Annotated in this window: 7 protein-coding genes, 2 rRNA genes and 1 pseudogene (1 of these 10 only partly in view); 7 read left to right on the forward strand and 3 right to left on the reverse strand. The window is 53.9% G+C overall.

The annotated features are described in order from the left end of the window. The first annotated feature begins 61 nt into the window (after positions 1-61). The 3 genes from ACMZ66_RS04985 to ACMZ66_RS04995 all read left to right on the forward strand — a co-directional run bounded on the left by ACMZ66_RS04985 (position 62) and on the right by ACMZ66_RS04995 (position 4,285). A complete protein-coding gene (locus ACMZ66_RS04985; RefSeq protein ID WP_416935027.1) occupies positions 62-1,336 on the forward strand; it encodes an aromatic ring-hydroxylating oxygenase subunit alpha in 1,275 nt (424 codons plus the stop codon). After that, the gene (locus ACMZ66_RS04990; protein WP_416935029.1) at positions 1,333-2,463 is read left to right on the forward strand and encodes a 2Fe-2S iron-sulfur cluster-binding protein; all 1,131 of its coding nucleotides are present in this window, start codon (positions 1,333-1,335) and stop codon (positions 2,461-2,463) included. The genes ACMZ66_RS04985 and ACMZ66_RS04990 overlap by 4 nt, the downstream gene beginning before the upstream one ends. Positions 2,464-2,632: 169 nt before the next feature. Further along, a complete protein-coding gene (locus ACMZ66_RS04995) occupies positions 2,633-4,285 on the forward strand; it encodes a BCCT family transporter (RefSeq protein WP_416935031.1) in 1,653 nt (550 codons plus the stop codon). A 142-nt stretch (positions 4,286-4,427) separates the two neighbouring features. On the opposite strand, the gene ACMZ66_RS05000 is transcribed toward ACMZ66_RS04995, so the two are convergent. Then, on the reverse strand, positions 4,428-5,435 hold the full coding sequence (locus tag ACMZ66_RS05000; RefSeq protein ID WP_416935033.1) for a GlxA family transcriptional regulator: 1,008 nt from the start codon (positions 5,433-5,435) through the stop codon (positions 4,428-4,430). 409 nt (positions 5,436-5,844) lie between these two features. Here ACMZ66_RS05000 and ACMZ66_RS05005 point away from each other — a divergent pair, with 409 nt between their 5' ends. The 4 genes and pseudogenes from ACMZ66_RS05005 to ACMZ66_RS05020 all read left to right on the forward strand — a co-directional run bounded on the left by ACMZ66_RS05005 (position 5,845) and on the right by ACMZ66_RS05020 (position 11,097). Beyond that, complete coding sequence (locus ACMZ66_RS05005; protein WP_416935626.1) at positions 5,845-6,594, forward strand: electron transfer flavoprotein subunit beta/FixA family protein; 750 nt, start codon at positions 5,845-5,847, stop codon at positions 6,592-6,594. A 20-nt stretch (positions 6,595-6,614) separates the two neighbouring features. After that, positions 6,615-7,546, forward strand: a pseudogene (locus ACMZ66_RS05010) (electron transfer flavoprotein subunit alpha/FixB family protein). Positions 7,547-7,583: 37 nt separating this feature from the next. Beyond that, on the forward strand, positions 7,584-8,441 hold the full coding sequence (gene purU, locus ACMZ66_RS05015; protein WP_416935035.1) for a formyltetrahydrofolate deformylase: 858 nt from the start codon (positions 7,584-7,586) through the stop codon (positions 8,439-8,441). A 94-nt stretch (positions 8,442-8,535) separates the two neighbouring features. Continuing rightward, complete coding sequence (locus tag ACMZ66_RS05020) at positions 8,536-11,097, forward strand: GcvT family protein (RefSeq protein WP_416935037.1); 2,562 nt, start codon at positions 8,536-8,538, stop codon at positions 11,095-11,097. 246 nt (positions 11,098-11,343) lie between these two features. Here the strand turns inward: ACMZ66_RS05020 and rrf are convergent. Together rrf and ACMZ66_RS05030 are read right to left on the reverse strand one after the other, a co-directional pair. After that, positions 11,344-11,458 (reverse strand): 5S ribosomal RNA (gene rrf / locus ACMZ66_RS05025). Between the two features lie 123 nt (positions 11,459-11,581). After that, positions 11,582-12,233, reverse strand: a 23S ribosomal RNA gene (locus ACMZ66_RS05030) (it continues 2,093 nt past the right edge of the window).

Here is a 12,233-nt window from a genome sequence, read left to right on the forward strand (position 1 = left end):
CTCATCACCGTTTGCGCAGGTTCCCATATGCAGGCAACATTTGACGCCGAGGTACCCGACCATGCTTTCACCGTCTGCCATTCAAGAGCTTGTTGCTCGTCGCGAGAAATTCAAAAGCCTCGAAGCGCCTTTTTATAACGCGCAAGAGATCCTTGATCTCGATATGGACGTTATTTTCCGCCAGAACTGGATCTTTGTCGCGGTTGAGCCGGAACTTCCGGAACCGGGCGATTGCATCACGGTCGAGGTCGGCAGCGCATCCATTCTGCTGCTGCGCGGCGATGACATGGGCATTCGTGGTTTCCACAATGTCTGCCGTCACCGTGGTGCCAAGCTGATTGACGAGCGCGCCACCACAATCGGCAACATTGTCTGCCGTTATCATGGCTGGACCTATAACGAAGACGGCGATCTGATCCTGGCCGAACATATGGGTGGCGGGTTTGACAAGACCTGTCATGGTCTGAAAACCGTTCATGTCCGTTCGATTGCCGGTCTGATCTTTATCTGCCTTGCCAAGGACGCACCTGCCGATATCGAAGAAATGGCCCGCGTGATGGAGCCGTATATCGCACCGCATGACCTTGCCAACTGTAAGGTTGCCCATACCTCGGAACTGATCGAGGAAGGCAACTGGAAGCTGACCATGGAAAACAATCGCGAGTGCTATCACTGCGAAGGCAACCATCCGCAGCTGACCGTGCCGCTTTCGGAATTCGGTTTTGGTTTCTCGCCAGACGAACTGGATCAGCGTCGTTCACAGGATGTGAAGAACTATCTGGGCCAGATCGAGGCTGATCATGCGCGCTGGGAAGCATGTGGCTTGCCGTCTGCTGAGACCGATCACCTGTCAAACGTGACGGGTTTCCGCACCATGCGCCTGCCGCTGATGCGTGAGGGTAAATCTCATACCCTTGATACCAAGGCAGCCTCGAAAAAGCTTCTGGGTCAGTTCACCGATGCCAAACTTGGCGGCCTGAGCTTCTGGACACATCCGAACTCATGGCACCATTTCATGAGCGATCATATCGTCACCTTCTCGGTCCTGCCGCTGGGTCCGAACCGCACGCTGGTGCGCACCACATGGCTCGTGCACAAGGATGCGCATGAGAACGAGGACTATAACCTCGATAACCTTACCCATGTCTGGAACATGACCAACCAGCAGGATGCAGACCTTGTTCGTCTGGCCCAGATCGGCAGTGAACAGCCTGCATATGAGCCGGGCCCCTATTCCCAGTTCACCGAACCGCATGTTGAAGCGTTCTGTGACTGGTATATTAAACGCCTTGAAGATCACTACGGAATGTCCAAAGCCGGGATTGCTGCAGAATGACCGCGAAGAACACCACCGATGCCGGAACTGACGACATCAAACCGGAAGAAATCCTGACCGAAGTGACACGTGTGCCACTGTGGGATCCGGAAAATGATGATGTGCTTGTTTGCCGTCAGGTTCGCCAGGAAACCCACGATGTGAAAACATTCGTGTTTTCCGGTCGTGAGCCGCGCGCATTCCGGTTCTATCCGGGTCAGTACATGACGTTTGAACTGCCTGTCGAAGGCATGATCACGCGTTGTTATACGATTTCGGCATCGGCGGCCCGTCCGTACCGCGTTGAAATCACGGTCAAACGTGTCCCGGGTGGTCCGGGTTCAAACTGGCTGCATGACAATATGCTCCCGGGCAAGGAAGTGAATGTTTCGGGTCCGGGCGGTGAATTCACCACCGATGCGACCGGAGCGGACAAGGTACTGTTCATTTCAGCAGGCAGCGGCATCACGCCGATGATGTCGATGACGCGTACCGCATGTGATCTGTCCGAACCGACCGATCTTCATTTCGTGCATGCAGCACGTACCCCGGCTGATCTTATCTTCCGCGATGAGCTGGCGCTTCTGGCAACCCAGAACCCCAGCCTGAAGGTGTCGCTAACTGTTGATAGCGCATCTGCAAGCCATGCATGGTCGGGCTATACGGGCCGCTTGAGCCTGCCGATGCTGCAGCTGATGACCCCAGACTTCAAGGACCGCAAGGTATTTTGCTGTGGTCCGGGCCGCTTCATGGAAGGTGTTCGCACCATGCTCCAGGAAGCTGGCTTTGATATGGAAAAGTACTACGAGGAAAGCTTCGATTTCGGGGCTGAAACCGCTGGTACGATTGAAGAACATAGTTCCGTGGCCCCGGAAATCAGCGATCAGACTTTCCGGGTCAGCTTCAGCAAAACGGGACATGTCGTCGAGTGCAGCCCGGGCATGACCATCCTTTCGGCCGCACGCGAAGCAGGCCTGATGCCGATGTCTTCCTGCCAGCGTGGTATTTGCGGCACCTGCAAATCCAAACTGACGTCTGGCGAAGTTGACATGCAACATGGTGGTGGCATCCGCCAGAGGGAAATCGATCAGGGCAAGATCCTGATTTGTTGTTCCACCCCTCTTTCCGACGTGGAGGTCGAGCTTTAGGGCATAAGCCCGGTTCGACCTTAACAGCCACGCAATAGAACTACCCAACGCTCATGTCGCAGACATGCGCGGCAGGATATTTGCGACCAAAATTAATACTCAAACAAGAATTTCAGACGGACGAACACCTGTCGAAACTTGTCGGCGGGCATCCACGAGAGGAGGCTTTATGACTGACTTACGTGACTCCAAAGAAGACTTGTCTACCCCATCATCCGAACCGGCCCCAGAGGGCCTGATCGAAACCGATTACAATATCGGTCAGGACAATATTGAAGGTTCGGTTGGTCCATTCGGGTTTGATATTCATAACCCAGTTTTTGCCGTATCCGCCGTGTCGGTTATTGCATTTGTACTATACACGCTTCTGCTGCCAGATCAGGCCAGCGAGATTTTCTCGTTGCTGTTTTCCAAGGTAACCAAAGGATTTGATTGGTTCTTTATCGGGGCGGCTGACATCTTTGTCATTCTCTGCCTTGTTCTGGTCGTTAGCCCCTATGGCAAGATTCGTCTTGGCGGCAAGGATGCCAAACCCGATTTCACCTATAAAAGCTGGTTTGCCATGCTGTTTGCTGCGGGCATGGGCATTGGCCTTATGTTCTATGGCGTGTCCGAACCGCTGAGCCACTTTGCCTCATCGCTTGGTGGTACATCGGTTGGTGAAGACGGCATTCGTACTGACTGGGCACCGCTTGGTGCGGCGGCCGGTGACGAAGCAGAAGCCATCCGCCTTGGCATGGCAGCATCGATTTTCCACTGGGGACTTCATCCGTGGGCGATCTATGCAATTGTCGCACTCAGCCTTGCACTGTTTAGCTACAACAAGGGTCTGCCGCTGACCATCCGTTCGGCATTCTATCCGATCTTTGGCGAACGTGTCTGGGGCTGGCCTGGCCACATCATCGATATCCTTGCAGTCTTTGCGACCCTGTTTGGTCTTGCGACTTCGCTTGGTCTTGGCGCTGCACAGGCCAATGCCGGTTTCAACAAGCTGTTTGGCGTGCCGATTGGCCCGACCGCACAGGTTGTCCTGATTGTCGGCATTACCGCGATTGCGCTCTTCTCGGTCATTCGCGGGCTGGAAGCAGGTGTTAAGCTTCTGTCAGAAATCAATATGGGGCTTGCATTCTTGCTGCTTCTGTTTGTTCTGGTGGCGGGCCCGACCGTTCATCTGTTTACCGATATCCTTGATTTCCTTGGTGCATATCTTCAGTACCTGCCGGCATTGTCGAACCCGATCGGGCGTGATGATGTCAACTTCATGCAGGGCTGGACATCGTTCTACTGGGCTTGGTGGATCAGCTGGTCACCGTTTGTCGGCATGTTCATCGCACGCGTTTCGCGTGGCCGTACGGTGCGTGAATTCATCATCAGCGTCCTGCTCGTACCATCACTGGTTTGTGTAATCTGGATGTCGATCTTTGGTGGCGCTGCCATCAGCCAGGTCGTACGGGATGGTTACACCGCAGTTACCGAAGCAGCGCTTCCGCTGCAGCTGTTTACCATGCTCGATGCTTTGCCGATTGCAGCAATCACGTCGTTTGTCGGTATTGTTCTTGTGATCGTCTTCTTTGTGACGTCATCAGATTCCGGGTCGCTTGTGATCGATACGATCGCAGCAGGCGGCAAGGTCGATGCCCCGGCACCGCAGCGTGTGTTCTGGTGCATCTTCGAAGGCATCGTCGCGATCGTTCTTCTGCTGTCGGCAGGTGGATTGTCGTCCTTGCAATCGATGGTCATTTCAACCGGATTGCCCTTCACCATTGTTCTTCTGGTGATGTGCGTGGCGATCTGGCGCGGATTGGCAAGCGAACCACGGTGATATCAAATCACCGATAGACCATAAGAAAACGCCGCCGAACGGGAACCCCTTCGGCGGCGTTTTTGTTTCTGCATCAAATTCTTGGGATCAGGTTGCCATGGCGGGTTGTTGATCTGCGGCCTCGGCCAGTTCGGCGATCATTTCACTGCCCATTTCCATATCGGCCGGACGGCGAAGTGCCTGTGGCGTGCAGCCATAGCGGCGCCGGAACATGCGGCTGAGATGTGATGAGTTCACAGAACCCGCAATCAACGGCAATCTGTGCCACCGACTTCTGGCTGTTTTCAATCAGATGCTGCGCCAAATCCAGTCGGATATTAAGGAACGCAACCTGCGGCGACGTATCAAGTGCCAACCGGAAATGACGTTCAATCTGGCGTTTACTGTTACCCATCCTGCGTGCAATTTCCTGAACGGAAATCGGTGTGTCGATATTTTGCTGCATGATCAGAAGTGCACGCTGAACAATCTGATCCTGGGTTTTCAGATCCAACGGGATGCCCGGCTGTGGCTTTTCCGCCTGAAGTGCGTCATCAATGATCATGATATGCAGGCTTTTATTGGCCTGTGCACGCCCGACATGCTTATCGACCAGATACGCCGCCAAGTGCGCCGAACTCACCCCGCCCGAACAGGTCAGACGATCCCGGTCGACGACAAAAATCTGTTCGGTAACGGGATCAAGTCCTTCGAATTGCTCGACAACTTCGGAATGATGGAACCAGCTTACACAGCAGCGATAACCATCAAGAAGACCTGCTTCATGCAGCATGAAAACACCGGTACAGACGCCGACCAGCGGCACGCCAGCGGCGGCCGCTTCGTGCAAGAACGCCTGATAGGCCGGGCTTAGTTTTTCGGCATCATCCATCAAACCGCCAACCACGACGATATAATTAAATCGTCTCGGGTCGCCCAACCGTTCTTTGGGCTGAACAGCGATTCCACTGCTTGAAGAAATCGGATTTATGGAATCGGACAGGACGGTCCATTTACACAGGATCGGGCGACTTCGGTCCCCCTCGTCTGCGGCCAATCGGAGCACATCAACAAAGTTCGCAAACGCGCAGAGCGTAAAGCGTTTGGCCAGGATAAACCCGACATTCAAACGCGGCGCAACTTTGACACTTGGATCAGGCTTCTTGAGCATCGGTCCCTCCGATACAGACAAGGTTATTCTGTTTGTCGTAGCGATAATCTCGGTTTGACGCAATCATTCTATTTTTTGGCGCAAAAAGCAGCCAGATTATCTACCATGATACCGCCACTGAGATTGGACAAGCAAGAGAAACAAAGGGACTCGGCAGCTTCCAAAATCGGTTCGTGAAAATTTGATGGTATATGGCCAGACAGTACATTCGCGCCCCGATCCATGCCTCCCTCCCCTAATTCTCGATGCTCCTTTCCGGGAAGCGGCATCCAAAAAACGAAAATAATTCAGACGTCAGGGAAGCTTGAGAAGGCTTTCATTCCTTAAAATATTTAAGACCAGCCCACAGGTGCTGGTCACCCCGGAGCAGATATTTTTTCTGCGCGTGACTGTGGCGAAGGGAAAGATGATGAAGGTACTGGTACCTGTTAAACGGGTCGTGGATTACAACGTGAAAATCCGCGTAAAGGCAGATGGCACGGGTGTTGACCTTGCCAATGTCAAAATGTCGATGAACCCGTTTGATGAAATTGCGGTTGAAGAAGCCGTTCGCCTGAAAGAAGCCGGTCAGGCTGATGAAGTCGTTGCCGTTTCGATCGGCCCGGCTCAGGCTCAGGAAACGCTGCGTACCGCTCTTGCCATGGGGGCCGACCGCGCCATTCTGGTTACGGTTGATGGCCCGGTCGAACCGCTCGACGTCGCAAAGATCCTTAAGGGTGTCGCGACCGAAGAACAGCCGGGTGTCATCGTTCTGGGCAAACAGGCCATCGATGATGACGCCAACCAAACCGGTCAGATGCTTTCAGCGCTTCTGGGTTGGTCGCAGGCAACCTTTGCTTCCAAACTTGAACTGGGTTCTGACAGTGCGAAAGTCACCCGTGAAGTTGACGGTGGTCTTCAGGCAATCAATGTCAGCCTTCCGGCAGTTGTTACGGCAGACCTTCGTTTGAACGAGCCGCGCTATGCGTCGCTTCCAAACATCATGAAGGCGAAAAAGAAGCCGCTTGATACCAAAACTTCTGAAGATTTCGGCGTCACCGTCACCCCGCGCCTTCGCGTTATTCGCGTTGAAGAACCGGCCAAGCGTCAGGCTGGCGTTAAAGTCGCCAATGTCGCCGAACTGACCGAAAAACTCAGAAACGAAGCTGGCGTCATCTGACCCGCACGGAGATCAAAGAAATGGCTATTCTTCTTTTTGCCGAACATGACAATGTCACCCTCTCCGAGCAGACCGCCAAGGCGCTGAGTGCTGCAATCAAGATTGGTGGTGATATCGATATTCTCGTCGCAGGCAAAGCCATCGGCGACGTTGCCAAGGCTGCTGCATCCCTTACGGGTGTGCGTTCGGTTCTGGTTGCTGAGAGTGATGCGTTGGAAAACCAGCTTGCTGAAAATGCAGCTGATCTGATCGTCTCATTGGCGGGTGATTATGACGCCATCGTTGCTGCGGCAACGGCGAATGGCAAAAACATCCTGCCACGTGTCGCGGCCCTGCTTGATGTCATGCAGGTTTCTGAAATTATCGACGTTGTTGATGCCGATACCTTCAAACGTCCGATCTATGCCGGTAACGCTGTTGAAGTCGTTCAAAGCACGGATGCGATAAAGGTCATCACTGTTCGCACCTCAAGCTTTGCTGCAACCGAAGCCGGTTCAAACGAAGCTGCGATCAAGACCCTTGATGCGTCAGCTGACAGCGGCAAATCCTCGTTCCTGGAAAACATCCTCTCGGATAATGACCGCCCCGAACTTGGTTCGGCCAAGATCATTGTTTCGGGTGGCCGTGCCCTTGGATCGGAAGAAAAATTCAAATCCGTCATCACCCCGCTTGCAGACAAGCTTGGTGCAGCCGTTGGCGCATCACGTGCAGCTGTTGATGCGGGTTACGCACCAAATGACCTTCAGGTCGGTCAAACCGGCAAGGTGGTTGCACCGGACCTATATATTGCCTGTGGCATTTCCGGCGCGATCCAGCATCTGGCGGGTATGAAGGACTAAAGATTATTGTTGCGATCAATACCGATGAAGAGGCGCCGATTTTCCAGGTTGCTGATTATGGTATCGTCGGCGATCTTTTTGATGTTCTGCCGGAACTTGAAAACCAGCTGTAATTTGGCTGCTTGTCCCTTTTGAAATGGAACCAATCCAGTGAGCGACACTTCTTTCATTCTTCGCATTGCCTGTGATGACCAGCCCGGGATCGTAGCAACCGTTACATCCGCACTGGCAACACGTGGCGCGAACATCATTGAATCCAACCAGTTCTTTGATCGTCAAACCAACCAGTTCTTCTTGCGCGTGGCAATTGCCACCCCTGAAGATGTGACCAAGGAATTGGTCATTCTGTCGCTCAACCCGGCAGTTGATCGCTTTAACCTGAAGCTCAAGGTCGACGTTGCAACACGCAAACCAAAGATCATCATCATGGTCTCGAAATTCGACCATGCGATGCTTCACCTGCTCTATCAAATCAAGGTCGGCTGGCTTGATGCCGAGGTTGCCGCGATCGTGTCCAACCACGAAGACGCGCGCCGCATCGCCGATCAGGAAGGTATCCCGTTCCATTACTGGCCGGTGAACAAGGAAAACAAGGTTGAACAGGAAGCCAAGCTGGCCGACCTGATCAAGGAAACCAATTCCGAGCTCGTGATCCTTGCCCGCTACATGCAGGTTCTGACCAACGAACTTTCAAGCCAGTTCTATGGCATGATCATCAACATTCACCACTCGTTCCTGCCGTCGTTCAAGGGCGCAAAGCCCTATCATCAGGCATATGAGCGTGGCGTGAAACTGATCGGTGCAACCGCACACTATGTCACACCTGATCTTGATGAAGGCCCGATCATTGAACAGGAAACCGAACGCGTGAACCACGCCATGTCGGCGGACGACTTTGTCGCCACCGGCCGTGATATCGAGGCCCGCGTTCTGGCACGTGCCGTGAAATATCACCTTGAAGGTCGCGTGATGTTGAACAAACATCGGACTGTCGTCTTCACCATCTGATCTTCAATCACGCATGGGACCGGGCATCCGGTCCCCTCTTGCGTTCATAAATGCCCAAAGCTGACAATCGTCTCGAATAGAAGGAATGAGTTAAATGAGCGCGTTTCCAAGCAAGGCCAAAGTCGTCATCGTCGGGCTCGGGGGTATTGTTGGCTCCTCTGTCGCGCATCACCTGATCGAGAATGGCTGGGACGATATTGTCGGCATCGACAAATCCGGTATCCCGACCGATATCGGTTCGACCGCACACGCATCGGACTTCTGCTATGCCACCAGCCATGACCTGTTGTCCTGCTGGACCACCATGTACTCCATGGACTTCTACGAGAAGATGGGCCACTACGCGCGTATCGGCGGACTTGAAGTCGCCCGCGTCGGTGATGACCAGCGCATGGAAGAACTCAAACGCCGCGTTGATTCCGGCAAGGCATTTGGCACCAACGTCAAAATCATCTCTGCTGCCGAAGCCAAGGAAAAATTCCCGCTTCTGGAAGAAGACCAGATTCAGGGCGCAATGTGGGACCCGGACGCTGGTCTTGTCACCCCGCGCTCCCAGACCGTTGCCGGCAAACTGATCGATCAGGCCGAAGCAACCGGCAAGCTCAAGATTTTTGCCAACACCTCGGCACTTGAACTCATCACCGAAGATGGCCGCATCAAGGGCGTTGTCACCGAACGCGGCACCATTCACGCCGACTATGTGGTTGTCTGTGCCGGTCTTTGGGGCCGCCTGATTGCCGAAATGGCGGGTGAAGACCTGCCTGTCATGCCAGTTGACCATCCGCTGACCTTCTTTGGGCCGTACAACCAGTTCGAAGGAACCGGTGTTGAGATCGGCTATCCGCTGCTCCGTGACCAAGGCAACTCGGCCTATATGCGCGACACGGGTGATCCCAAAAGCACCGAAGGTGGCCAGATCGAATGGGGCTATTATTACGAAGAAAACCCGCGTCTTGTTCATCCGCGCGACATCCTTGAAAAGGATCAGGCACGCCTGTCCCCGTCCCAGCGCGATCTTGAGCTTGAAGACGTGATCGAGCCGCTTGAACGCGCCATGGAACTGACCCCGATCCTGACCGAGCTTGGCTTTAACGAAAGCCACTCGTTCAATGGTCTGCTGCAGTCATCGGCCGATGGCGGCCCATCCATGGGTGAAAGTCAGAACCTGCGCGGCCTTTGGTATGCTGTTGGTATCTGGATCAAAGACGGACCGGGTATGGGCAAACTGATTGCCGACTGGATGACCCATGGACGCACCCATATCGACCATGCCTCTGTCGACTTCTCGCGCTTTAACAAGTTCCAGCTGAACGAACAGTATATCCACGACCGTTGCTACGAGACGGCTAAGAAGATCTATAACCCGCCGGTCCACCCGCGTGAGCCGTTCGCCAATGCGCGTGGCATTCGTCGCTCACCGTTCTATGAGCGCGAAGTCGAACTGGGCGGTTACTTCATGGAGCTTGGCGGTTGGGAACGTGCGCATGGCTATGCTGCCAATGAGCACCTTCTGGAAAAATACGCCGATCGTGTGCCGGTCCGTGAAAACGAATGGGACAACCGTCACTTCTGGCGCGTCTCAAACGCAGAACAGCTTGCCCTTAGTGACGATTGCGGCATCATCAACCTGTCGCACTTCCACATGACCGACATCGAAGGCCCGGATCATGTTGAACTGATGGAATGGCTTTGTGCTGCCAAGGTTGGCGGAGATGCCAATATCGGCAAGGGTATCTATACCCACATGCTTGATGATGAAGGCATGGTTCGCGCCGACTTCACCGTCTTCCGCATGGCGGACCGTTGCCGTCTGGTCAATGGTGCCGATGCTGGCCCACGTGATCTAACCTACATGCGTCGTGTGGCTCAGGATAAAGGTTGGGAAGTCACCATCACCGATGTGACAGAAAACTTCACCACCATTGGTATCTGGGGCCCGAATGCGCGTGAGAACCTTAAGAAGGTTGTCGAGGATCCAGAAGCGCTGAATGTCGAAAACTTCCCGTTTGCGGCAATCCGTCAGATCAAGATTGCGGGCAAGTCGGTTTCGGCCTTCCGCATTTCCTATGTCGGTGAACAGGGTTGGGAACTTCATATGCGTTATGAAGACGGCCTTGCTGTATGGGATGCGCTGCGGGGTATCGGTGTGATGGCTGTGGGTGTTGAAACCTATGCCAACTCACGCCGTCTGGAAAAATCGTTGCGTCTTCAGAACGCCGATCTGCACACAGAATACAACTTGCTTGAAGCAGCCCTTGCCCGTCCGAAAGTCAAGGAAGCCGACTTCCGCGGTAAAGCCAAGCATGTTGAATATCGTGAACGCGAACATCAGCCGGCAATGCTCTGCACGCTGGTCATGACCGACAATGTCGATGCCAAGGGTGTTGCACGTTATCCGGTCGGGAAACTTCCGGTCATGGATCCGGAAACCGGCAAGACCCTGATTGATGAGCTGGGCCGTCGTTCTTACACGACCTCGATTGCTTATGGTCCGACCATCGGCAAGAACATCGCCCTTGCTTACCTCCCATGGGACTATTGCGAGGTCGGCCGCAAGCTGACGATCTCGTACTTCGATGAAATCTATCCGGTCGAAGTCGTTGGTATTGGCTATACCCCACTTTATGACCCGGAAAACCTGAAACCACGCAGCTAACCCGGTTGCCGGCCTGTCGATCGAACACTCTATCTAAGTTTGGACTTCAACTCGCCCAGGGATCAGATCGCAGCATCTGATCCCTCTTTTTTTGCCTGACTTTCGGTTTTCACACCCGCGACATGATGTCTCAGGCCTGAATCAATGAACTTTCACATGATCCAGAAACGACAAAACCCTCGATCACAAAGATCGAGGGTTTTTGATGTCTGTATCATAGGAAATATGAATTGCTGTGTTTAGAAGGCCCGGCGGTGACCTACTCTCCCGTGCCTTAAGACAAAGTACCATCGGCGCAGGCTGGTTTCACTTCTGAGTTCGGGATGGGATCAGGTGGTTCCCGGCCGCTATGGCCACCGGGCCGTCAAAACACAGCGAAGAGATCGGATATTTCTAAGATCGTGAACTAATTTTGGTGCGTATTGTATTGGTCTTGCTGATTTTACCGCTGCGCAAGTCATATGCAGGACAGTAGCAAGAGGGATCAATCAAGCCGATCGATCAATTAGTACTGGTTAGCTTCACACATTGCTGCGCTTCCACACCCAGCCTATCAACCTGGTGGTCTTCCAGGGATCTGATAGGGATACCTAGTCTTGAAGGGGGCTTCCCGCTTAGATGCTTTCAGCGGTTATCCCTTCCGCACTTAGCTACCCGGCGATGCTCCTGGCGGAACAACCGGTACACCAGAGGTGCGTCCATCCCGGTCCTCTCGTACTAGGGACAGCTCTTCTCAAGTATCCTACGCCCACGGCAGATAGGGACCGAACTGTCTCACGACGTTCTAAACCCAGCTCACGTACCACTTTAATTGGCGAACAGCCAAACCCTTGGGACCTGCTCCAGCCCCAGGATGTGATGAGCCGACATCGAGGTGCCAAACACTCCCGTCGATGTGGACTCTTGGGGAGTATCAGCCTGTTATCCCCGGCGTACCTTTTATCCGTTGAGCGATGGCCCTTCCACGCGGGACCACCGGATCACTATGACCGACTTTCGTCTCTGCTCGACTTGTCAGTCTCGCAGTCAGGCAGGCTTTTGCCATTGCACTCTTAAGCTGATGTCCGACCAGCCTGAGCCTACCATCGCGCGCCTCCGTTACTCTTTGGGAGGCGACCGCCCCAGTCAAACTACCC

The sequence above is a fragment of the Thalassospira sp. genome (assembly GCF_048059015.1).
In the GTDB taxonomy this organism is placed as follows: Bacteria; Pseudomonadota; Alphaproteobacteria; order Rhodospirillales; family Thalassospiraceae; genus Thalassospira.

Coding starts and splice junctions, on each gene's coding strand:
- ACMZ66_RS04995 (WP_416935031.1), top strand. CDS start 2,633: ATGACTGACTTACGTGACTCCAAAGAAGACTTGTCTACCCCATCATCC.
- ACMZ66_RS05000 (WP_416935033.1), bottom strand. CDS start 5,435: ATGCTCAAGAAGCCTGATCCAAGTGTCAAAGTTGCGCCGCGTTTGAAT.
- ACMZ66_RS05005 (WP_416935626.1), top strand. CDS start 5,845: ATGAAGGTACTGGTACCTGTTAAACGGGTCGTGGATTACAACGTGAAA.
- ACMZ66_RS04990 (WP_416935029.1), top strand. CDS start 1,333: ATGACCGCGAAGAACACCACCGATGCCGGAACTGACGACATCAAACCG.
- ACMZ66_RS04985 (WP_416935027.1), top strand. CDS start 62: ATGCTTTCACCGTCTGCCATTCAAGAGCTTGTTGCTCGTCGCGAGAAA.
- ACMZ66_RS05020 (WP_416935037.1), top strand. CDS start 8,536: ATGAGCGCGTTTCCAAGCAAGGCCAAAGTCGTCATCGTCGGGCTCGGG.